This is a genomic window from Cupriavidus nantongensis, assembly GCF_001598055.1.
Classification (GTDB): domain Bacteria; phylum Pseudomonadota; class Gammaproteobacteria; order Burkholderiales; family Burkholderiaceae; genus Cupriavidus; species Cupriavidus nantongensis.
The window spans coordinates 318,602-339,708 of the sequence record NZ_CP014845.1 but is presented as its reverse complement, the minus strand read 5'-3'; the positions used below and the strand labels follow the sequence as shown (position 1 = coordinate 339,708).

Annotated in this window: 20 protein-coding genes; 8 read left to right on the top strand and 12 right to left on the bottom strand. The window is 65.9% G+C overall.

The genetic code is table 11. From position 1 onward, the window contains the following. Window positions 1-43: 43 nt before the first annotated feature. The 6 genes from A2G96_RS22895 to acnB form a co-directional block, all read right to left on the bottom strand. Window positions 44-1,159 (bottom strand): type I restriction endonuclease, encoded by a 1,116-nt coding sequence (locus tag A2G96_RS22895; protein ID WP_062802519.1) that lies wholly within the window; start codon window positions 1,157-1,159, stop codon window positions 44-46. A 302-nt stretch (window positions 1,160-1,461) separates the two neighbouring features. Beyond that, window positions 1,462-2,286: a class I SAM-dependent methyltransferase gene (locus A2G96_RS22890; RefSeq protein ID WP_062802518.1), complete on the bottom strand. Its 825-nt coding sequence runs from the start codon at window positions 2,284-2,286 to the stop codon at window positions 1,462-1,464. A gap of 171 nt (window positions 2,287-2,457) precedes the next feature. Then, window positions 2,458-3,306, bottom strand: coding sequence for an EamA family transporter (locus tag A2G96_RS22885; RefSeq protein ID WP_062802517.1), 849 nt, complete (start codon window positions 3,304-3,306; stop codon window positions 2,458-2,460). Between the two features lie 81 nt (window positions 3,307-3,387). Next, entirely contained in the window at window positions 3,388-4,752 is a 1,365-nt protein-coding gene (locus A2G96_RS22880; protein WP_062802516.1) for a PQQ-dependent sugar dehydrogenase, read from the bottom strand. 141 nt (window positions 4,753-4,893) lie between these two features. Further along, entirely contained in the window at window positions 4,894-5,598 is a 705-nt protein-coding gene (locus tag A2G96_RS22875; RefSeq protein WP_062802515.1) for a glutathione S-transferase N-terminal domain-containing protein, read from the bottom strand. Window positions 5,599-5,754: 156 nt separating this feature from the next. After that, window positions 5,755-8,346 carry a bifunctional aconitate hydratase 2/2-methylisocitrate dehydratase gene (acnB, locus tag A2G96_RS22870; protein WP_062802514.1) on the bottom strand — a complete coding sequence of 864 codons (2,592 nt, stop codon included), beginning with the start codon at window positions 8,344-8,346 and terminating at the stop codon, window positions 5,755-5,757. A gap of 478 nt (window positions 8,347-8,824) precedes the next feature. Between acnB and fliL the strand changes: the two genes are divergently transcribed. The 7 genes from fliL (at window position 8,825) to fliR (ending at window position 13,282) form a co-directional block, all read left to right on the top strand. Continuing rightward, a complete protein-coding gene (fliL, locus tag A2G96_RS22865; protein ID WP_062802513.1) occupies window positions 8,825-9,316 on the top strand; it encodes a flagellar basal body-associated protein FliL in 492 nt (163 codons plus the stop codon). A 57-nt stretch (window positions 9,317-9,373) separates the two neighbouring features. Beyond that, a complete protein-coding gene (gene fliM, locus A2G96_RS22860; RefSeq protein WP_062802512.1) occupies window positions 9,374-10,393 on the top strand; it encodes a flagellar motor switch protein FliM in 1,020 nt (339 codons plus the stop codon). After that, window positions 10,386-10,829 carry a flagellar motor switch protein FliN gene (gene fliN / locus A2G96_RS22855; RefSeq protein ID WP_062802511.1) on the top strand — a complete coding sequence of 148 codons (444 nt, stop codon included), beginning with the start codon at window positions 10,386-10,388 and terminating at the stop codon, window positions 10,827-10,829. The genes fliM and fliN overlap by 8 nt, the downstream gene beginning before the upstream one ends. Beyond that, window positions 10,826-11,284 carry a flagellar biosynthetic protein FliO gene (gene fliO, locus A2G96_RS22850; protein ID WP_062802510.1) on the top strand — a complete coding sequence of 153 codons (459 nt, stop codon included), beginning with the start codon at window positions 10,826-10,828 and terminating at the stop codon, window positions 11,282-11,284. The genes fliN and fliO overlap by 4 nt, the downstream gene beginning before the upstream one ends. 71 nt (window positions 11,285-11,355) lie before the next feature. Continuing rightward, window positions 11,356-12,105: a flagellar type III secretion system pore protein FliP gene (gene fliP / locus A2G96_RS22845; protein ID WP_150124301.1), complete on the top strand. Its 750-nt coding sequence runs from the start codon at window positions 11,356-11,358 to the stop codon at window positions 12,103-12,105. Window positions 12,106-12,143: 38 nt separating this feature from the next. Continuing rightward, window positions 12,144-12,413: a flagellar biosynthesis protein FliQ gene (gene fliQ, locus A2G96_RS22840; protein ID WP_012355210.1), complete on the top strand. Its 270-nt coding sequence runs from the start codon at window positions 12,144-12,146 to the stop codon at window positions 12,411-12,413. An 83-nt stretch (window positions 12,414-12,496) separates the two neighbouring features. Further along, on the top strand, window positions 12,497-13,282 hold the full coding sequence (gene fliR / locus A2G96_RS22835; protein WP_062802508.1) for a flagellar biosynthetic protein FliR: 786 nt from the start codon (window positions 12,497-12,499) through the stop codon (window positions 13,280-13,282). 23 nt (window positions 13,283-13,305) lie between these two features. Here fliR and A2G96_RS22830 read toward each other — a convergent pair whose 3' ends face one another. The 5 genes from A2G96_RS22830 to A2G96_RS22810 all read right to left on the bottom strand — a co-directional run bounded on the left by A2G96_RS22830 (window position 13,306) and on the right by A2G96_RS22810 (window position 19,092). Continuing rightward, entirely contained in the window at window positions 13,306-14,535 is a 1,230-nt protein-coding gene (locus tag A2G96_RS22830; RefSeq protein ID WP_062802507.1) for an RtcB family protein, read from the bottom strand. Between the two features lie 125 nt (window positions 14,536-14,660). Then, window positions 14,661-15,623: a Bug family tripartite tricarboxylate transporter substrate binding protein gene (locus A2G96_RS22825; RefSeq protein ID WP_062802506.1), complete on the bottom strand. Its 963-nt coding sequence runs from the start codon at window positions 15,621-15,623 to the stop codon at window positions 14,661-14,663. A gap of 37 nt (window positions 15,624-15,660) precedes the next feature. Next, window positions 15,661-16,827: a CaiB/BaiF CoA transferase family protein gene (locus A2G96_RS22820; RefSeq protein ID WP_062802505.1), complete on the bottom strand. Its 1,167-nt coding sequence runs from the start codon at window positions 16,825-16,827 to the stop codon at window positions 15,661-15,663. Between the two features lies 1 nt (window position 16,828). After that, on the bottom strand, window positions 16,829-17,890 hold the full coding sequence (locus A2G96_RS22815) for a hypothetical protein (protein ID WP_062804096.1): 1,062 nt from the start codon (window positions 17,888-17,890) through the stop codon (window positions 16,829-16,831). Window positions 17,891-17,916: 26 nt separating this feature from the next. Next, window positions 17,917-19,092: an acyl-CoA dehydrogenase family protein gene (locus tag A2G96_RS22810; RefSeq protein ID WP_062802504.1), complete on the bottom strand. Its 1,176-nt coding sequence runs from the start codon at window positions 19,090-19,092 to the stop codon at window positions 17,917-17,919. 112 nt (window positions 19,093-19,204) lie between these two features. Here A2G96_RS22810 and A2G96_RS22805 point away from each other — a divergent pair, with 112 nt between their 5' ends. After that, window positions 19,205-20,110 carry a LysR family transcriptional regulator gene (locus tag A2G96_RS22805; RefSeq protein WP_062802503.1) on the top strand — a complete coding sequence of 302 codons (906 nt, stop codon included), beginning with the start codon at window positions 19,205-19,207 and terminating at the stop codon, window positions 20,108-20,110. Window positions 20,111-20,122: 12 nt separating this feature from the next. Here A2G96_RS22805 and A2G96_RS22800 read toward each other — a convergent pair whose 3' ends face one another. Then, window positions 20,123-21,085 (bottom strand): threo-3-hydroxy-L-aspartate ammonia-lyase, encoded by a 963-nt coding sequence (locus A2G96_RS22800; protein WP_062802502.1) that lies wholly within the window; start codon window positions 21,083-21,085, stop codon window positions 20,123-20,125. Window positions 21,086-21,107 lie beyond the last annotated feature (22 nt).

The window sequence follows — 21,107 nt, the reverse complement described above, 5'->3', positions numbered from 1 at the left end:
ACTCGTCACTCAATTTGCACAGGCCGCCTCCGCTGCACACCTGTTATGCCTTCCGCAACTCTCTATCAACATCTAGACTTTCACCTGCCGTTGGCCGAAGGTATGAGTTGACGCATGCTTGCAACCGGTCAGAGTGATCAAAAATGTCATCGAGACTCTTAAGCGGAATCCGTTCTTCTTCTTTGCTTTCGTCAAATAACCCGATAACCAGTCGGGACTCGTTATTGAATCGCAGCCTGCAAATCGGCCTGCGATTGTTGTCATCAAACAATATCGCACAGTAACTGGCGGCGTCTCGAATCGCGACACGGGAAGGAGACACAATCGGCCGCAAAATCGCTCTTATGATCTGGAAAGCCTCCATCTCAAGCGCTGAAGGCTCATCACGTGCCCCAGGTTCCGTAGTTGCCTGCTCCGGATCCCGCACCAAGGTCAATGGCGGCTCCGGTGTCATGGCACCTTTCAGACGTTCGTTTATCTTGTCAGCTATTAATTGTTGAAAGGCGTGCTTGGTGATCTGCGTGAACTGGTCCTTCACCGCGGCTCGGAATTGCTTACCCGCGAGAAATTCCGATGACACCATTCGAACGAATTCTTCCGGCGGATTCGACATCCACTCGTTTAGAGTATTTTTTATTGCACGAGTATATTTAAGGTGATTCGCAGTTGTAAGAATGCTCTCCAAATCAAAATTGGATTTCGCGAATTTCTTAAGCTCCTCGACTTCCTGATCCCTGAAATCCAGAATGTTGAATTCAAAGAATGGCTTCTCATCCATCTTGTTTGGCTTTTCAAGATCTGTGAAGAAGCGGTAAGCGAGGCCGTTTGTCAGTACACCGAAGCGCGCTTCCGTAACATGGAAGTATCGAAAAAGCTGGCTCGCGTGATTAATATGAAGATCGCCGCCGCTTTTTTTACATTCAAATAGCATGATCGGCTTGCCTTCCCGGAGGATCGCATAATCGACCTTTTCGCCTTTCTTCGTTCCAACGTCAGCGATGAGCTCCGGCGTGACTTCCAGAGGGTCGAAGACGTTGTAACCAAGAAGATGAATGAATGGCATTACCATGGCGTTCTTGGTTGCCTCTTCTGTCTGAAGCATGTCCTTTGCCGCAGCAACGCGGGACGCAAGTGCTCGTACTTCATCGATAAAGTCCACTTATCTTTCTCCTCGTTCCTATTACCCCATTTACCCCGCACGCATTCTGGCATCGATTCCTAGCGATGAGAACCCGCCTCATAGTGGGCTTGTGGTATCGCCGCCAACGGTGGTCGCGCTTGGATCGAACGGAGCTTCATCAGGGGTATAGCGAGAGGCCAGAGAAAATGCGCGGTTGCAAGCTTATTGCATTCGCCTGGCCGCCCAAATCCAAGTGGTTTCGGATTTTTCTTACTTTAATGCTGCGCAACAGAGACACTGCGTCGGCAAATCGGTACGTGGCGGTCCAGCAGCACGCTCCCTCAGGGCTTGACCGCCGCCGCGAGCACCGCCGGCATCGGCACCTCGAAGCCGCTGCCGCGCATATAGCCGGCAACGGTGCCGCGCAGCACGGCGCGGATTTCATCGCGGGCCTTGGGGGTCTGCGCGCGCAGCGTGGCGGCGGCGCGCACGGTGCCCTGGGCCAGCGCGTCGAACAGCTGGTCGGGCGTGGAGAAGCGCCAGACCTGCGGCACGCTGCGGCAGGTCGGCATGACAAAGCCGGCCTGCTGCAAGGCGCTGCGGCAGTGGCCGGGATCGCTGAACAGGAAGAAGTTCGGCCCGACCGGGATATCGACGTCCATCGACCCATAGGCGCGGATCGCGGCATAGACCGCGCCGAAGCCGACCGCGCGCTCGGGCGTATCCCATACCGTGAAGGCGATGCGCCCGCCCGGGCGCAACACGCGGAAGGCCTCGGCCAGCGCCGCGTCCGGGTCGGACATATGGCACAGGCCAAAGCCGTTGACCACGGCGTCGAAGCTGGCATCGCCGAACGGCAGCGCCTGCGCGTCGGCCTGCTGATACTGGACCTCGGGATGCAGCTTGCGCGCCAGTTGCACCTGCGCCTGCGCGAAATCGATACCGACCGACTCGGCGCCGCGCTGCACCGCTCCGGCCGCGACGTAGCCAGAGCCGGATGCAACGTCGAGCACGCGCTGCCCGCCGGCCACATGCGCGGCGTCCAGCAGGGCCTCGACCGATTGCCGGGTCACGTGCGACAGGTGCTCCTGGTACCGGCTGACGACTTCCGGGTCTTCCCACCCAGCCAGTTCAAAGGCGCGAAACGAATCTGCGGTATGGTCCATGCCTACTCCTCGGCGACGATGTCCAGACGGGCGGGCGTGTATTGGTGATGTTGGTGTGCGGACGCAGCGCTGAAGCGTCCTGAGAACCCGGTCAAGCCAAGTATAGACAGCGCCGCGCACAATCAGCGGCCAGGCGCTCGGGCGAGCACCCGGCCGCCGGGCTTCACCCGTTCAGGCGAAGCGCAGCGTCGCCACGCCGGCGGCGATCAGGCAGGCCGCGCCCAGTCGGGCGGCGCCGACGCGTTCCTTGAGCAGCAGCGCGGAGATCAGCGCGCCAAACAGGATCGAAGATTCGCGCAAGGCGGCTACCGGCGCCACCGGCGCGCGCGTCATGGCCCACAGCGACAGCCCGTAGGACGCCAGCGTGCCGCCACCGCCCACCAGCGCGAACACCAGGTTGCGCCGCACGTAGCCGGCCAGTTCCGAACGGCGCGTCGCCAGCGCCCATGCCGCCAGCGGCACCGCGGTCAGCACGAAGATCCAGAAGGCATACGCCACCGGCGCGCCGGAGCGGCGCACGCCAGTGCCATCGATCAGCGTATAGGTGGCGATCACCAGCGCGTTCAGCAGCGCCAGCCATACGCCCTCGCGGCTGCCCTGAACGCCACGGAGGCCGCGTGCGCCGCCGGCCATGGCGAGGATGCCGAGGCTGATCACGGCGATGCCGCCCCATGCCAGCGCCGACAGCTGCTCGCCCAGCCAGCCCACGCTCGCCAGCGCCACCAGCAACGGCGCGCAGCCGCGCATCAGCGGGTAGGTCAGGCTCATGTCGGCGCTGCGGTAGATCCGCGCCACCAGCGCGAAGTACACCACGTGCACGCCCACCGACGCGGCGATGAAGGGCCAGCTCGCGGCCGCCGGCTGCGGCAGCGCCGGCAGCGCCAGCGCCGCCATCAGGCCAGCCGTCACCGCCACCATCACGGTCGACAGCAGCTTGTCGCCGCCGCCCTTGACCACGGCATTCCACGCGGCATGCAGGAAGGCGGCAAGCAGGACGACGGCGAAGACGGTGAGCGACATGGGCGGCAGCGAAGTCGGCGCCGGCAGGCAGCGCGGGATCGCGCCATTCTAGCCGCGCCGGCGTGCCGCGCCGTGGCCGGACTATCTTGCCCCGCTGACCCGCCAGACCGTATTGCCGACATCGTCGGCCACCAGCAGGCCGCCGCGCTGGTCGATCGCCACGCCCACCGGTCGCCCGCGCGCCTTGCCGTCGTCGTCGACAAACCCGGTCAGCACGTCGAACGGCGCGCCTTGCGGCCGGCCCTGGCTGAACGGCACGAAGATCACCTTGTAGCCCGCCAGCGGGCGCCGGTTCCACGAGCCATGCAGGCCGACGAACATGCCTTCGCTGAAGCGCGCCGGCAGGCTGTTGCCGCCGGCCGCGGCCAGGCCGAGCGCGGCGGTGTGCGCACCCACGGCGTAGTCGGGCACGATCGCCTTGGCCACCAGGTCCGGTGCCGGCGGCTTCACGCGCTGGTCCACGTGCTGGCCGTAGTAGCTGTAGGGCCAGCCGTAGAAGCCGCCGTCGCGCACCGAGGTGATGTAGTCCGGCACCAGGTCGCTGCCGATCTCGTCGCGCTCGTTGACGGCGGTCCACAGCATGCCGGTGACCGGCTCCCACGCCATGCCGTTGGGATTGCGCAGGCCGCTGGCAAAGATGCGGTGCGCGCCGGTCCTGCGGTCGACCTCCCAGATCGCGGCGCGGCCGACTTCCTTGTCCATGCCGTTCTCGCCCACGTTGCTGTTCGAGCCCACGGTCACGTACAGCTTGCTGCCATCGCGGCTGGCGATCAGGCTCTTGGTCCAGTGATGGTTGAGCGGGCCGCCGGGCAGGTCGACCACCTTCTGCGGCGCGGCGCTGATTTCGGTCTGGCCGGGCTGGTAGGGGAAGCGCAGCAGCGCGTCGGTGGCGGCCACGTAGAAGTCATTGCCGACCAGCGCCATGCCGAAAGGCGAATTCACATCCTTCAGGAACACCGAGCGCTGGTCGGCGACGCCGTCGCCATTGCTGTCGCGCAGCAGCGTGATGCGGTTGGCGCTGGGCGTGCCGGCGCCGGCGCGCTTCATCACCATCTTCATGATCCAGCCCTTAATGCCCTTGCCGTCGTCGGGCTTGGGCGGGGCATTGCTCTCGGCCACCAGCACGTCGCCGTTGGGCAGCACATAGACCCAGCGCGGATGGTCCAGCTTGTCGGCGAAGGCCGTCACCACCATGCCTTCGGCCGGCACCGGACGATGGCCCGGAGCCCAGCCGATGGCCGGCGCGATCTTGACGGTGGGGATGGCGGTCTCGTGCGGCGGCGGCAGCTGCGGCGTGGGTCCGAAGCCGGCTTCGGACGGCAGCTTGGCGGATTCGCCGCAGGCGGCGAGCGCGGCGATCACGGGCACCGCGCCCGCCAGCATGGCGGTGCGCAACAGGTGCAAGGACGGGCGCAACGGCGGGCGCAAGGGGGTGGGCATCGGCATGGTCCGGGCTCCTCAGGCCACGCAGGGCCGCGCGCCTGTGCCTGGACTATAGGACGTAGAGCGACCGGCGCTCTGTAGGCGCCGCGGAACGCGCCATGTAGGACGATGCCCGACCCGACGCCCGGCCCTGCCCCGGCGCGCTCAGCCGCGATGCGGCGTATCCAGCCCCTTCACCACCGCCGGACGCTGTACGAACGCATCCAGCACGCGCCGCACATTGACGAAGTCCTTGAAGCCGACCAGGTCCCCCGCCTCGTAGAAGCCGACCAGGTTGCGCACCCACGGCAAGGTCGCGATGTCGGCAATGGTGTACTCGTCGCCCATGATCCAGGCGCGGCCTTCCAGGCGCTGCTCGAGCACCTTGAGCAGGCGCCGGCTCTCCGCCACGTAACGGTCGCGCGGGCGCTTGTCCTCGTAGTCCTTGCCGGCGAACTTGTGGAAGAAGCCCACCTGGCCGAACATCGGGCCGATGCCGCCCATCTGGAACATCACCCACTGGATGGTCTCGTAGCGGCGCGCCGGATCGGCGGGGATCAGCTTGCCCGACTTGTCGGCCAGGTACAGCAGGATCGCGCCGGATTCGAACAGCGCCAGCGGCTTGCCGCCCGGGCCGTTGGGGTCGAGGATCGCCGGGATCTTGTTGTTCGGGTTCAGCGACAGGAATTCCGGCGACAGCTGATCATCGGTATCGAAGCGCACCAGGTGCGGCTCGTACGGCAGGCCGGCCTCTTCCAGCATGATTGACACCTTGACGCCGTTGGGCGTGGGCAGCGAATAGAGCTGGATGCGGTCGGGATGCTGCGCCGGCCATTTGCGGGTGATGGGGAAAGCGGACAGATCGGGCACACGGGCTCCTGGTTCGGGCGCTTCCTCAACCTGGGGAAGCTGCCGGACGACGAAAGAGACCGATCATAAACCGGTGTCGGCGGGCTTGCAGGGCACCGTACAAACAGAAAAGGGGCCCCGCGGGGCCCCTTCTTCATGCCAATTGCCTACGGCAACTTACACCGTCACGCCGTCAGCCACTTCCTTGAAGTCCTCGATCTGGTCGAAGTTCATGTACTTGTAGATCTTGTCGCCATTCTGGTTGATGACGCCAATATCGGCCATGTACTCGTCCTTGGTCGGGATGCGGCCCAGACGCGAGCAGATCGCCGCCAGTTCGGCGGAACCCAGGTACACGTTGGTGTTCTTGCCCAGGCGGTTCGGGAAGTTGCGGGTCGAGGTCGACATCACGGTCGCGCCTTCGCGCACCTGGGCCTGGTTGCCCATGCACAGCGAGCAGCCCGGCATTTCGGTGCGGGCACCGGCGGTGCCGAACACGCCGTAGTGGCCTTCCTCGGTCAGCTGCTTCTGGTCCATCTTGGTCGGCGGGGCCACCCACAGCTTGACCGGGATGTCGCGCTTGCCTTCCAGCAGCTTGGACGCCGCGCGGAAGTGGCCGATGTTGGTCATGCACGAACCGATGAAAACTTCGTCGATCTTGGCGCCGGCCACGTCGGACAGGGTCTTGACGTCGTCCGGGTCGTTCGGGCAGGCGACGATCGGCTCATGCACGTCGGCCAGGTCGATCTCGATCACGGCGGCGTATTCGGCGTCGGCGTCCGGCTCCAGCAGCTTCGGATCGGCCAGCCACGCTTCCATGGCCTTGATGCGGCGCTGCAGGCTGCGCGGGTCCTGGTAGCCCTGGGCGATCATCCACTTCAGCAGCGTGATGTTGCTGTTGATGTATTCGATGATCGGGTCCTTGTTCAGGCGCACCGTGCAACCGGCGGCCGAACGCTCGGCCGAGGCGTCCGACAGCTCGAACGCTTGCTCGACCTTCAGGTCGGGCAGGCCTTCGATTTCCAGGATACGGCCCGAGAAGATGTTCTTCTTGCCTTGCTTGGCCACGGTCAGCAGGCCTTGCTTGATCGCGTACAGCGGGATCGCGTTGACCAGGTCGCGCAGGGTCACGCCCGGCTGCATCTGGCCCTTAAAGCGCACCAGCACCGATTCCGGCATGTCCAGCGGCATCACGCCGGTGGCGGCGGCAAAGGCGACCAGGCCCGAACCTGCCGGGAAGCTGATGCCGATCGGGAAGCGGGTGTGCGAGTCGCCGCCGGTGCCGACGGTGTCAGGCAGCAGCATGCGGTTCAGCCACGAGTGGATCACGCCGTCGCCCGGGCGCAGCGAGATGCCGCCGCGGGTGCTGATGAACTCGGGCAGCGTGTGGTGGGTCTTGACGTCGACCGGCTTCGGATAGGCGGCGGTGTGGCAGAACGACTGCATCACCAGGTCGGCCGAGAAGCCCAGGCAGGCCAGGTCCTTCAGCTCGTCGCGGGTCATCGGGCCGGTGGTGTCCTGCGAGCCCACCGAGGTCATCTTCGGTTCGCAGTAGGTGCCCGGGCGGATGCCCTTGCCTTCGGGCAGGCCGCAGGCGCGGCCGACCATCTTCTGTGCCAGCGTGTAGCCCTTGCCGGTGTCGGCCGGGTTTTGCGGCAGGCGGAACAGCGTCGACGGGGCCAGGCCCAGCGCCTCGCGCGCCTTGGCGGTCAGGCCGCGGCCGACGATCAGCGGAATGCGGCCGCCGGCGCGGACTTCGTCGAACAGCACGTCGGACTTGACCTTGAACTCGGCGATCACTTCACCGTTCTTCAGGGCCTTGCCTTCGTACGGGCGCAGCTCGACCACGTCGCCCATTTCCATCTTCGACACGTCGAGCTCGATCGGCAGCGCGCCGGCGTCTTCCATGGTGTTGTAGAAGATCGGGGCGATCTTGTTGCCCAGGCACACGCCGCCGAAGCGCTTGTTCGGGATGAAGGGGATGTCTTCACCGGTGAACCACAGCACCGAGTTGGTGGCGGACTTGCGCGAGGAGCCGGTACCGACCACGTCGCCGACGTAGGCGACCAGGTGGCCCTTTTCCTTCAGCGATTCGATGAACTTGACCGGGCCGCGCTTGCCGTCTTCTTCCGGCTGGAACGCCGCGCCTTCGCGCTTGTTCTTCAGCATCGCAAGGGCGTGCATCGGGATGTCCGGGCGGGTGGTGGCGTCCGGCGCCGGCGACAGGTCGTCGGTGTTGGTTTCGCCCGGCACCTTGAACACGGTGATGGTCAGGCTTTGCGGCACTTCCGGACGGCTGGTGAACCACTCGGCGTCGGCCCAGCTTTGCAGCACGGCCTTGGCGTTGGCGTTGCCCTTGTCGGCCTTCTCCTTCACGTCATGGAAGGCGTCGAACATCAGCAGGGTCTTCTTCAGCGCGTCGGCGGCGACGGTGCCGACTTCGGCGTCGTCCAGCAGCTCGATCAGCGGCGAGATGTTGTAGCCGCCCAGCATGGTGCCCAGCAGCTCGGTGGCCTTGGCACGCGAGATCAGCGCGCACTTCTCTTTGCCCAGCGCCACGGCGGCCAGGTACGAGGCCTTGACCTTGGCGGCGTCATCGACGCCGGCGGGCACGCGGTTGGAGATCAGATCCACCAGGTTCTGTTCTTCGCCGGCGGGCGGGTTCTTCAGCAGTTCGATCAGCTCGGCCGTCTGCTTGGCGGTCAGGGGCAGAGGGGGGATGCCAAGCGCGGCGCGCTCGGCCACATGTGCGCGATAGTTTTCAAGCATGGGAACCTGCTGAGTAATTAGGTTTAGAAAGACTCGGTACGTCGCGATTGTAGTCCGAAGCGGCTCCTGGGTCAAATGTCTTATATCTTATATAAGAGTGTTTGAGCGAAAGTCCATGCCAAACAAAGACTTGGCGAATGGATGAGTAGCCGTTCTGCATGGCCTGCTACCCGAGTAGCGTAGTAGGGAATGCGCGAAACGGCGCCCCGTCCAGCCGCGGCAGGACCGGCCACAACCCTTGCCCGAACCCGTGACGTCGCGCGTCATGCCGCCATCCCCTGCCCCGCCGCCCTCAAGTTCCCCGACCAAGCTGCGTTAACCAGCTTGCAGGCGCGCAACACAACGGCGCCCGCTCGTGTAGCCGTGCCTGCTCCCTTTCCGCTCAAATGGCCAAGCTGAAAGGGTTTCCCCCTTTTTTTCGGCCCTTTGCTGGCCTGCGATTCCGGAAGAATGGCAGGCATTCCGATACAGGCTTCTCATGGCGAACACGGCTTCCCCTCCCCGGACTGGCAACACAGGCAAGCGCGGCCGGCTGCTGCTGATCGGCGCCGGCGTGCTGGTTGTGGCACTGGGTGCCGGAGGCTTCGTGCTGGGCAGCGTGCTGAGCAACCGCCAGCCGGCGGCGCCCGCAGCGCCCGCCGCTCCGGTTGTTCCGCCGCCGATCTTCGTGCCGCTGGACGCGTTCACCGTCAACCTGCGCAGCGAGGACGGCGACCGCTTCCTGCATACCGGGCTGTCGCTGAAGGTGGCTGACGCCGCCACCCAGGCACGCCTGGCCCAGTACCTGCCCGAGGCACGCAGCCGCATCCTGCTGTTGCTGTCTGCGCGGCAGCCGGCCGAGCTGGCCACGGTCGACGGCAAGCGCAAGCTGGCCGACGACATCCGCGACACCATCAGCAAGCCGTTTGCCAGCGGCCTGCCGGCGCAACAGGTGCTGGACGTGCTGTTCACCTCGTTCGTGGTGCAGTAAGCGCAAGCCGGGGCAGCACGTTTCATCCATAACGCCGCACAAGGGGCAGGACACTAGATGGCCTACGACAAGTTCCTCTCGCAAGACGAGGTAGACGAGCTGCTCAAGGGCGTATCCGGCGAGGCCGATACGCCCAAGGCCAGCGAGACTGCGCCCGACGATGGCGGGGTACGCCCCTACAACCTGGCCACGCAGGAACGCATCATCCGCGGCCGCCTGCATACGCTGGAAATCATCAACGAGCGCTTTGCGCGCTCGCTGCGCACGGCGCTGTTCAACTTCATCCGCCGCGGCGCGGACATCTCCGTGGGCAGCGTCAGGATCGAGAAGTTCGGCGATTTCGCGCGCAACCTGCCGATGCCGACCAACCTCAACCTGGTCCACCTGAAGCCGCTGCGCGGCACCGCGCTGTTCGTCTACGACCCCAACCTGGTCTTCCTGGTGGTCGACAACCTGTTCGGCGGCGACGGCCGCTTCCACACCCGCGTGGAAGGCCGCGACTTTACCCAGACCGAGCAACGCATCATCCAGCGCATGCTGGAGCTGACGCTGACCAGCTACGGCAATGCCTGGCGCACCGTGCATCCGATCGAGACCGAGTACATCCGTTCGGAGATGCACCCCAAGTTTGCCAACGTCGCCACGCACAACGAGGCCGTGGTGACCACCGCCTTCCACATCGAGCTGGGCGCCGTCGGCGGCCAGCTGCACGTATGCCTGCCGTACGCGATGATCGAGCCCCTCAAGGACCTGCTGATGAATCCGCTGCAGGACGAGAAGGAGGTCGACAAGGGCTGGGTCACGCAACTGTCGACGCAGCTGCGCGCGGCCGAGGTCGAGCTGGTGGCCGAGTTCGCGCACCTGCAGAGCACGGTGGCCGAGGTGCTGGCGATGCGCGCCGGCGACGTGCTGCCGATCGAGCTGCCCGAGAAGGTGTTCGGCAAGGTGGACGGCGTGCCCGTGATGCAATGCGGCTTCGGCACCATGAACGGCCAGTACGCGCTGCGGGTAGAACGAATGATCAATCACCAGGACGGCGATTCCCACCTGGATACCGAGGACACCGATTATGACTGACGGCATCGAGGACAAGCCGGTCGACCCGATGGACGACTGGGCCAGCGCGCTGGCCGAGCAGACCAGCGCCACTTCCGCCGAGATCCCCGCCGCTGCTGCGCCGGCGGCAGCCGCCACGCCCGCCGCCGCCACGGTCTTCCCGCCGCTGGCCAAGGAAGCGCCGAGCGGCTTCCGCAACGATATCGAGATGATCCTCGATATCCCGGTGCAACTGACCGTGGAGCTGGGTCGCACCAAGGTGCCGATCAAGAACCTGCTGCAGCTGGCGCAGGGCTCGGTGGTGGAACTCGACGGCCTGGCCGGCGAGCCGATGGATGTGCTGGTCAACGGCTACCTGATCGCGCAGGGCGAAGTGGTGGTGGTCAACGACAAGTTCGGCATCCGCCTGACCGACATCATCACGCCGTCCGAACGCATCCGGAAGCTGAACAAATGACAGCCGCAACCCGCGCCCTGCTGGCTGCGCTGGCCGCGCTTCCCGGCGCCGCAATTGCCGCCGAAGGCACGCCGGCGCCCGCCATCAGCGGCGCGGCCAGCCTGGCGCAGGCCGGGCTGGGGCTGTTCGCCATCATCGCGCTGATCCTGGGCCTGGCCTGGATGGCACGGCGTGCCGGCCTGGTGCGCCACGCCACCGGCGGCGCGATGAAGGTGGTCGGCAGCACCATGCTGGGCGCACGCCAGCGCCTGGTGCTGGTCGAGGTCGGCGATACCTGGCTGGTGCTGGGTGTCAGCCCCGGCGAAATCCGGCCGCTGCACACCATGGCGGCAGGCTCGCCGGCCGCCGGCCAGACCGGGGGCGCGCACATCGTCGCCGGACCGTCGCAACCGCCCACCGGCGGCAGCTTTGCCGAAAAGCTGCTGCGCTCGATGCAGGCCCAGTTCAAATCATGACTTACCCGCTTGCCACGCCGTGGCAATTGCTGCCGCGCGCAGGCCGCGCCGCAGGGCCGACCTCGTTGCTGATGTCCCGCCTTTCCGTGCTGGCGTTGCTGCTGGCCGTTGCCGCGCTCATACCCGCGCAAGCGTGGGCCCAGGCGGCGCTGCCCGGCGTGATCAGCAAGCCCGCACCGGGCGGCGGCCAGATCTGGTCGCTGCCGGTGCAGACACTGGTGCTGCTGACCTCGCTGTCGTTCCTGCCCGCGGCGATGCTGATGATGACCGGCTTCACCCGCGTCATCATCGTGCTGGGGCTGCTGCGCAACGCGCTCGGCACGGCGACCTCGCCGCCCAACCAGGTGCTGGTGGGCCTGTCGCTGTTCCTGACCTTCTTCGTGATGGCGCCGGTGTTCGACCGCGTCTACAACGACGCCTACAAGCCGCTGTCCGACAACAAGCTCAGCCTCGAGGCCGCCGCGGCCAAGGCCGCCGAGCCGCTCAAGGCCTTCATGCTGCGCCAGACCCGCGAGAAGGACCTGGCCATGTTCGCGCAGATGGCCAAGGCGCCGGAGATGCAGGGGCCGGAGGAAGTGCCGCTCAGCATCCTGGTGCCGGCCTTCGTCACCAGCGAGCTGAAGACCGCGTTCCAGATCGGCTTCACCATCTTCATCCCGTTCCTGATCATCGACCTGGTGGTGGCCAGCGTGCTGATGGCGATGGGCATGATGATGGTGCCGCCGGCCACCATCTCGCTGCCGTTCAAGCTGATGCTGTTCGTGCTGGTCGACGGCTGGCAACTGCTGCTGGGCTCGCTGGCGCAGAGCTTCATGAGCTGACGCCGGGCGCCCGCGCCAGCCTTTTCTTCGCAAGAGCCATGACCCCAGAGACCGTAATGACCATCGCCACCCAGGCGATGAAGATGACCCTGCTGCTGGCCGCCCCGCTGCTGCTGGTAGCGCTGGCCGCCGGCCTGGTGGTCAGCCTGTTCCAGGCTGCGACCCAGATCAACGAGATGACGCTGAGCTTCATCCCCAAGCTGATCGCGCTGTTCGCCACCATGGTGCTGGCCGGCCCGTGGATGATCAACGCGATGGTCGACTACATGCGCGAGGTGTTCCAGAGCATCCCCGCGCTGGCGCACTGACGGCGGCCGCCCACGCCGCCGCCAGCCGCCGCTGTCCGCCGGCGTTGCCCTCCCGCCCTCTGCCTGCCCGCTGACCCGCCGCCGTGATCGAGTTCACCTCAGCCCAGCTATACGGCTGGCTCGCGGCTTTCCTGTGGCCGTTTTTCCGCATCCTCGCGCTGATCGGCACCGCGCCGCTGTTCGGTGAATCGACCATCCCGCGGCGCGCCAAGATCGCGCTGTCGGCGATGATCGCGATGGTGGTCTCGCCCACCATCGCCCAGGTGCCGGTGGTGCCGGTGTACTCCTTCGACGGACTGCTGATCATCCTCAATGAAGTCGGCATCGGCCTGGCCACGGGCTTCGTCATGCGGCTGGTGTTCGCCACCGTGCAGCAGGCCGGCGAGATCATCGGTCTGCAGATGGGCCTGTCGTTCGCGTCCTTCTTCGACCGCGCCGCCGGCGGCCAGACCATGGTGCTGTCGCGCTTCCTGAACCTGATCGCGGTGCTGCTGTTCCTGGCGCTCGACGGCCACCTGCTGATGCTCGGCGCCCTGGTCGACAGCTTCAACACCCTGCCCATCGGCGGCACCCCGCTGTCCGCGGGCGGCGCCTTCGCCGTGGCCCGCGCCGGTGGCATGGTGTTCGCCTCCGGCCTGCTGCTGGCGCTGCCGATGATCGCCGCCTTGCTGATCCTGAACCTGGCCATGGGCATCCTCAACCGCGCCTCGCCGCAACTGTCGATCTTCGCGGTGGGCTTCCCGGTCACGCTGTCGGGCGGGCTGCTGGTGCTGATGCTGGTGATGCCGCAGATGGGCAGCTACATGCAGCACATGATCGAGGCGGGGCTCGAGGCGGTGGGGACGGTGCTGGGGCAGTTCGGGCGCTAGCGCGCCTGGCGTGACGGCGAAGATCAACCCTTCACGCACACCACCTGCCGCAGCGTGTGCACCACCTCCACCAGGTCTGACTGCGCCGCCATCACCGCGTCGATGTCCTTGTACGCCATCGGGATCTCGTCGATCACGGCGGCGTCCTTGCGGCATTCCACGCCTTGCGTGGCCTGCTTCTGGTCGGCCACGGTGAAGCGGCGCTTGGCCTCGCTGCGGCTCATGGTGCGGCCCGCGCCGTGGCTGCAGGAACAGAACGACTCCGGATTGCCCTTGCCGCGCACGATGAACGAGCGCGCGCCCATCGAGCCCGGGATGATGCCCAGCTCGCCGGCGCGCGCGCTGACTGCGCCCTTGCGCGTGACCAGCACGTCGGCGCCGAAGTGATGTTCCTTCTGCACGTAGTTGTGGTGGCAGTTCACCGCCTCCAGCTGCGCCTGGAACGGCTTGCGCAGCACCCGCTGCGCCGCGGCCAGCACCGCCTCCATCATCAGCTCGCGGTTGCGGCGAGCGTAGGACTGCGCCCATGACACCGCGTAGATGTAGTCCTCGTAGTGCGAGGAGCCTTCCACCAGGTAAGCCAGGTCGCGGTCCGGCAGGTTGGCCAGGTGCTGGCGCATGTCCTGCTGCGCCAGCGTGATGAAGGTGGTGCCGATCGCATTGCCGATGCCGCGCGAGCCGCTGTGCAGCATGAACCAGACCGACTGCGACTCGTCCAGGCACACCTCGATAAAGTGGTTGCCGGTGCCCAGCGTGCCAAGGTGATTGCGATGGTTGGCGCGCGCCAGGTGCGGGTATTTGTCGGTGATGCGGCGAAAGCCCGGCGCCATCTCGGCCCAGGCGGCATCGACGTGCGCCGGCGCGTTGCCCCACGCGCCCTGGTCGCGCCGCCCGCCCTGCGCGCTGCGGCCATGCGGCACGGCATGCTCGATCGCGCTGCGCAGCTGGCCCAGGTTGTCGGGCAGGTCGGAGGCGGTCAGCGAGGTCTTTACCGCCATCATGCCGCAGCCGATATCGACGCCTACCGCAGCGGGAATGACGGCGCCGACGGTCGGAATCACCGAGCCGATCGTCGACCCCTTGCCCAGATGTACGTCCGGCATCACCGCCAGATGGCGGAAGATGAACGGCATCCGGGCCGTATTCACCAGTTGCTCGCGCGCGGCGCCCTCCACCGGCACGCCGCGCGTCCACAGCTTGACCGGCTTGCCGGCGCCGGTGTCGAGGACGTCGTATTGGGTCTTACCTGCCATGTTCGTCCAGGCTCCAGTCATGATGTCTGGAGCTTAGAGGGCTGGGTCGGGCAAGGATTCCCCCGGGCACGGTCAAGTTGCCGCGACCTCATCGCCCCACGGCGCAGTGCCCTCCTTCCACATCTTCACTCCGGCTTGATATTCGCCTCCTTCATCCGCGCCGCCCAGCTTTGCAACTGCGCGCGCACAAATTGTTGCTGCGCCTCGACCCCGTTCGGCGCGACCTCCATGCCCATGCCTAAGAAGCGCTCGCGCACCTCAGGCCTGGCCAGCGCCTTGTTGACCGACGCATTCAGGCGCTGCACGACTTCCGGCGGCATCCCTGCCGGTCCGGCAAGCCCGACCCAGAACACCAGGTCGTAGGACTTGAAGCCCGCTTCCGCAAACGTGGGGACGTTCTTCCACTCCGGCAGGCGATGTTCCGTGCTGACGGCAAGCGCACGGATCTTCCCTCCCCTCATCAGCGCCGTTGCGACCGACAGGTCGCCGACGACATAGTCGATCTGTCCGCCGGCCAGATCAGTCAGCGCCGGCGGCTGGCTCTTGTAGGAAACGCCGACGGCCTGGATGCCGGCAATCCGGTTGAACGCTTCCGCCGCAACCTGGCCGCCCGGCGAGCCATAGCCAAAGTTCAGCTTGCCGTTCTTGCCGCGCTCCACAAGCTGCGCCACGGTCTTGATATCGCTGTCGTTGCGAACCAGCAGCAATGCCGGCATGGTGGTGAGGCGCGCAATGTGGGTGAAATCTCGCGTCGCGTCGTACGGAAGGTCCTTGATCAGCCCGGGATTGATCGAATTGATGGAGCTGCTGGAGATGGTCAGCGTGTAGCCGTCCTTTGGTGACTTGACCGCGTATTCGGTACCGATGACACCCTGGGCACCGGGGCGGTTCTCAACGACTACGGTTGTCCCCAGGTCCTTGCGCAGCTCTTCCGCGAGAATGCGCGCGCTGGTGTCGGTGGCACTGCCTGCCGAGAACGCCGCGACAATCTTGATGGGCTTGTTGCCCGGATATGTGTCCGCCGCGAAGACCGCTGCATTGGCCAACAGCGCGGTACTGAAAAAGACCGCCTGAACGATGTGCTTCATTTCTGTCTCCTGTCATTGTTCTGTGCTTGCTGACGACTCACTTCTTCCAGACGGCGGTCGCCGCGCCGGCTACTCCCTTCAAGCTACCCAGTGCCGGCGGACCGGTCCGGATCGACGCCGGCGTCCCGCTCAGCTTGATCGGAACGCCGGGACCGATGTAGTCGCCTTGCCGGACTACCATCTGCCGGTGCAAGGTGTGGGGGGCCGCGGCAACATCGGCGATGCTCAGGATGGGAGCCGCAGGGACGTTCTGTGCCAGCAGCGCCTTGCCGAAGGATTCACCGTCCACCGCGGCAAAGGCTCTGGACAACTCGGCAGTCAGCGCGTCGCGATGGGCCACTCGCTGGCGATTGGTGGCAAAGCGCTCGTCATCCGGCAGGTGGCCGGCACCCAATGCCTGGCACAGCTTTCCGAACAGGCGGTCATTGGCCACCGCGACGAACAGCGGGCAGGTCGCGGTCTGGAAGATGTCGTACGGAACGATATTGGGATGACTGTTTCCGGTCGGCTTCGGCGTCACCCCGGAGGCCAGGAAATTGGTCAGGAACGGATGGGCGACCGATACCGCGGAGTCGTACAGGCTCACATCGGCCAGCTGGCCGCGACCGGTCTGGTTGCGCGCATTCAAAGCCAGCAGCACCGCCATGGCGGCATTCATGCCGGTGGTCAGATCCACCACCGGCACGCCAAGGCGAATGGGATTGCCTCCGGGCTCGCCGTTGATGCTAAGCAGGCCGGCCATGGCTTGCACTGCCGCATCGTAGCCAGGCAGCTGCCCCAGCGGACCGTCATCGCCAAAGCCGGTGATCCGGCAGTGGATGAGCCGCGGGAAACGCTCCGTCATGCGGGACGGATTGTCGATGCCCCAGGTCCTCAGCGTGCTCGCCTTGAAGTTCTCGATCAGCACGTCCGCGGTCTCCAGCAGCTGCCAGAAGGTCTCCCTGTCGGCCTCGCGATTCAGGTCGAGGATCATGCTGCGCTTGTTGCGGTTGACGGCGCGGAAGTAGGCGGATGCGCCGTCCACGAAAGGCGGGCCGAAGCCCCTGCACTCATCGCCTTCCGGCGCTTCGATCTTGATCACGTCAGCGCCGTGGTCGCCGAGGATCTGGCCGCAGAACGGGCCCGCCAGCACGCGCGATGCATCGACGACGCGCAGCCCGGACAGCGCCCCCTGGGGGACTTCAGCATTGCTTGCATCGGCCATCTCAGTCTCCTTCGATCGTCCACTCAAAGGCATAGCCGTCCTTGTGCCCCCTGTTTCCCCTGCTCCAGCTGGTTTTCAGGGTCAGCCGATGGTTGTGCGCTGCCAGCGCGCCTTCGAACAGGCCGCACCATGCGTCGGCCACGCAGGGATGGGCGTCGGCTACCGAATCCATCAGCGTCCAGCCGCGTTGGTAGACCTGGGTGCCGAAGCCGCCGATCTCGCATGCGTCATCCTGCGCCCGCGCCAGCATCTCCATGAACCTGGCGAAGCTGGCAGCGGATCTGTCGACCGGCGTGCCGAGCTGTGCAGCGGTCTCGTGATAGAACTGCATGCCGATCATCTTCGCGGTCAGGCGCAGCAGCCGCTCCGCTTCATGCGGGCCCCACAGGTTCACGGCAACGGGCAGCGCGGTGCGGACGTATTCCATCGCATAGTTGCGCTTGGCCTTGTCGAGCCGTGCCTGCGGCCAGGTGTCGGTAGGCAGGGTCGGGGCCGCGGCAGCATCAAAGTCCGGCGCCTCTTCATTGCGCGCAAAGCGCAGCCGCTCATGGGGCTCGAGGTCGTGGTCGTATTCGTAGTAATAGCCTTCCAGACCGGATTGCCCGTCTGCCGCCTGCTTGGTGCAGACAAAGCCCAGGCGCGGATTGCCAAGGGTCACGCCGTTCTGGGCATGCCAGCCCGCCAGCATCGCGCGCGAGACTTCGGAAGGAATGCCGCAAAGCGCCGTGCCGGACCAGATCCAGCGCGGGGCGTTGTAGCGGATCCACGCCTTCCGCTCGCTCTCGTGCATGTACTGCACCGCGACGCCACCGATATGGTTGGACAGGTAGTGATACTGGGCCGCCGCCACGGCTGGCGGCAATCCGTCGATGCCAAGCTTGCGCAGTCCCGCAAGAAAACGCTCGCGGCGCTGACGGCAGAAGATCTCGTAGACCAGTTCCGCCGCCGCCGGCGTGCCCTTGCGGGTCACGGTCGACAGCACGATTCCGGTGAAGAAGGCGTGGTAGAGCCCGGCGACGGCGCGCCAGCCTGCCTGCGGCTGGTATGGTTCCGGGTTCGGCATGCCGGCATCCGTTGATTTGGTGTGCGTCATTGCGCGGCCTCGATATCGGCGAGCGCGCCCTTCCTGACGGCGCGTGCAAGCACGATGCGCTGGATCTCCGACGTGCCTTCATAGATCTCGACAATGCGCTGGTCGCGATAGCATCGCTCCACGACGTTCGGCTTGACGTAGCCCCGGCCACCCAGGATCTGCACCGCGTCGTCCACGACATCATGGGACGCTTCGCTGGCATAGAGCTTGGCCATCGCGCCGAGCGTTCCGATGTCCTTGCCCTCGTCATAGGCGCGAGCAGCTTCGTACGTGAACATGCGCGCCGCCGACAGGTGCATGGCCGCATCGGCCAGCTTGAAGCCAACGCCCTGATGGTCGATCAGCGTGTGGCCAAAGGTCTTGCGGGTCACCGCGTAGCGCCGCGCCGCGTCGTACGCACACAGGGCAATGCCGTTGGCCTGGGCCGCCACCACCACCCGGCCGACGGTAAGCGTTGCCAGGGCCAGTTTCAGGCCATCGCCTTCGGCGCCAACGATGCTGTCTGCCGGCACCCAGACGTCGAGCCTGAGGTTGGTCGTCGTGGTGCCGCGGATGCCCATCTTGTCTTCATAGAAATCGACGACAAGACCCTCGGTATCGCGCGGCACCACGAATGCCGAGATCGCCTTGCGCGCGGCCATGTCGCCGGTGCGGGCAAAAACGATGAAATGCTGCGAGTGGCCACCGTTGCCCAGCCAGCACTTCTCGCCGCGGATGCGCCAGCCGTCGCCCTCGCGCACCGCCGTCGCCTGGATGGCCGACGGGTCGGAACCTGCTTCGCGTTCGCTCAGGGCAAAGTTCACCGCCTCACCGCGCCGGGCCAGTCCCCCAAGCAGCGCCTGCTTCTGGGCTTCACTGCCGGCCAGCAGAATCGGAAACGCGCCCAGCGCCAGCGCCGCCAGGATCGCCGACGTCGACGCGCAACCCTGTGCCACGGCTTCGACCACGGCGACCACGGCCGTCAGCGATGCACCTTCGCCGCCATATGCCTTCGGCACGAACATGCCGGAGATCTTCGCCTCGAGCAGCCTGGGCAGATGCTCGACCGGATAGCGTTGGTCCCGGTCGATTGCCTCGGCCAGCGGCGCAAAGGCTTGCGCGGTCAAGGCTTGCGCCTGTTGTTGCCACCTCGATTCGGACTCGCCCAATTGCGGGTGCCAAAGCTCATTCATTTGCGGTCTCCTGTCATGCCTCTTGGCTAGTCGATGGCGTCATTTCATCTGGAATCTTTGATACGTTCCAGCTAGCATGGAGTAATCTTTGTTCTGCTTTTGTGATTAAACGATGCTCGATGTCCGGCAACTGCAGTGCTTCCTCGCGGTAGCGGAGGAACTTCACTTTGCGAAGGCAGCGGATCGCCTGGGGGTTGCACAGTCAGGCCTGAGCACCCAGATCCAGCGGCTGGAGAAAGACCTTGGCGTGACGCTGCTGAACCGCAACAAGCGCAAGCCGGTCACGCTGACCGACGCCGGGCGGCTGTTCTACGCGGAAGCGGAAGCCGCATTGCGCCACATAGCGCGCGCCGACCAGGTCGGCCGGCTGGCTGCCAGAGGACTTGCCGGCGTTATCCGCATTGGCTACGTCGCCTCGGGCGTCAGCACCGGTCTGTTGTCGAGGATGTTGGGTGACTTCCGCAAGCACCATGAGCTGGTCCGGGTCGAGGTCGTCCCCATGGAGACGCCACGCCAGCTCGACGCGCTCAACGATGGCCGGATCGACGTGGGCATCGTCAGGCCACGGCGACTAGGTCCGGCAGGAATCGTGACGAAGATTGTGCAAACCGAGCGCTTGCTGATGGCGATGGCAAGCCACCACGCGCTGGCGAGACGCGGACCGGTCGCGGCCCGGGAGCTTGCCGACCAGCCGTTCATCATCCCGCAGTTTGCCGACGAGGAAGGGTTCGGCTTCGCCTTGACCGCGCTGGGAAAGGCGGGAGGCTTTACGCCACGGCTCGAGTATCGCGTGCAGGACTTCATTTCGGCCGCCAGCCTCGCCTCCGCCGGGTACGGGGTCGCGATCGTGCCGGAGTCGATGCAGAACTTCTCGCAGCCTGGGGTCTTCTACAAACCGGTTGCGGATTTCGGCCTGGCGGTCCATCTCGCGCTGGCCTACCGCCGGCGCGAGATGTCCCCCGCGGTCAGGGCCTTCGTCAGGCAAGCCGTTGACGCGAGCATGGCGGCAAAAAGCTGAGCGCCGCCCGCCTTAGCCGACAAAGCCCGCGAAGGCGCGAAGGTCGACATTCCCGCCTGACACGATAATCCCCACGCGCTTGCCCTTCACATCGAGCTTGCCATGCAGCACCGCGGCCGCGGCCAGGCAGCCGGTGGGCTCGGCGACGATCTTCATGCGGCCGGCGAAGAACTTCATAGTCTCGACCAGTTCGGCGTCCGACACCGTGGCGATATCGGTCACCAGCTCGCGGATCACGGCGAAGGTGTGGTTGCCAAGGTACGGCGTCTGCGCGCCATCGGCAATGGTGCGCGGGGTGTCGATGCGGACGATCTCGCCGCTGCGCAGGCTGCGCTGGCCGTCGTTGCCGGCCTCGGGCTCGACGCCGTACACCGCGCAGCCGGGCGACATCGCCTGTGCCGCCACCGCGCAGCCGGACAGCAGGCCGCCGCCGCCCAGGCACACCACCAGCATGTCGAGCGGACCGGTTTCCTCGAACAGTTCCTTGGCCGCGGTGCCTTGCCCGGCCATCACGTGCGGGTGGTCGTAAGGCGGGATCAGCGTCATGCCGCGCTCGCCCGCGATGCGCCGGCCCAGCGCCTCGCGGTCGTCTTTGTAGCGGTCGTACAGCACCACCTCGGCGCCATAGCCGCGCGTGGCCTCGATCTTGATCGCGGGGGCGTCCTGCGGCATCACGATCACCGCCTGCACGCCCAGCAGGCGCGCCGACAGCGCGATCGCCTGCGCGTGGTTGCCGGAAGAAAACGCCAGCACCCCGCCCGCCTTCTGCTGCGGCGTGAACTGGGCAATGGCGTTGTAGGCGCCGCGGAACTTGAAGGCGCCGATGCGCTGGAAGTTCTCGCACTTGAAGAACAGCTGCGCGCCCGTGGCCGCATCGGCGGTGGCGGAGGTCAGCACCGGGGTGCGATGGGCGGCCGCGCGGATGCGCTCGTGCGCGGCGGCAACGTCGTCGAAGGAGATCGGCAGGCTTGGCATGGCGGTGGCGATGTAAGGGAAG

Bases quoted from the DNA above. Each gene is read 5' to 3' on its own strand.
- A2G96_RS22890 (WP_062802518.1), bottom strand. From the start codon at position 2,286: ATGGACCATACCGCAGATTCGTTTCGCGCCTTTGAACTGGCTGGGTGG.
- A2G96_RS22885 (WP_062802517.1), bottom strand. From the start codon at position 3,306: ATGTCGCTCACCGTCTTCGCCGTCGTCCTGCTTGCCGCCTTCCTGCAT.
- A2G96_RS22880 (WP_062802516.1), bottom strand. From the start codon at position 4,752: ATGCCGATGCCCACCCCCTTGCGCCCGCCGTTGCGCCCGTCCTTGCAC.
- acnB (WP_062802514.1), bottom strand. From the start codon at position 8,346: ATGCTTGAAAACTATCGCGCACATGTGGCCGAGCGCGCCGCGCTTGGC.
- fliL (WP_062802513.1), top strand. From the start codon at position 8,825: ATGGCGAACACGGCTTCCCCTCCCCGGACTGGCAACACAGGCAAGCGC.
- fliM (WP_062802512.1), top strand. From the start codon at position 9,374: ATGGCCTACGACAAGTTCCTCTCGCAAGACGAGGTAGACGAGCTGCTC.
- fliN (WP_062802511.1), top strand. From the start codon at position 10,386: ATGACTGACGGCATCGAGGACAAGCCGGTCGACCCGATGGACGACTGG.
- fliO (WP_062802510.1), top strand. From the start codon at position 10,826: ATGACAGCCGCAACCCGCGCCCTGCTGGCTGCGCTGGCCGCGCTTCCC.
- fliP (WP_150124301.1), top strand. From the start codon at position 11,356: ATGTCCCGCCTTTCCGTGCTGGCGTTGCTGCTGGCCGTTGCCGCGCTC.
- fliQ (WP_012355210.1), top strand. From the start codon at position 12,144: ATGACCCCAGAGACCGTAATGACCATCGCCACCCAGGCGATGAAGATG.
- A2G96_RS22830 (WP_062802507.1), bottom strand. From the start codon at position 14,535: ATGGCAGGTAAGACCCAATACGACGTCCTCGACACCGGCGCCGGCAAG.
- A2G96_RS22825 (WP_062802506.1), bottom strand. From the start codon at position 15,623: ATGAAGCACATCGTTCAGGCGGTCTTTTTCAGTACCGCGCTGTTGGCC.
- A2G96_RS22820 (WP_062802505.1), bottom strand. From the start codon at position 16,827: ATGGCCGATGCAAGCAATGCTGAAGTCCCCCAGGGGGCGCTGTCCGGG.
- A2G96_RS22815 (WP_062804096.1), bottom strand. From the start codon at position 17,890: ATGCCGAACCCGGAACCATACCAGCCGCAGGCAGGCTGGCGCGCCGTC.
- A2G96_RS22810 (WP_062802504.1), bottom strand. From the start codon at position 19,092: ATGAATGAGCTTTGGCACCCGCAATTGGGCGAGTCCGAATCGAGGTGG.
- A2G96_RS22805 (WP_062802503.1), top strand. From the start codon at position 19,205: ATGCTCGATGTCCGGCAACTGCAGTGCTTCCTCGCGGTAGCGGAGGAA.
- A2G96_RS22800 (WP_062802502.1), bottom strand. From the start codon at position 21,085: ATGCCAAGCCTGCCGATCTCCTTCGACGACGTTGCCGCCGCGCACGAG.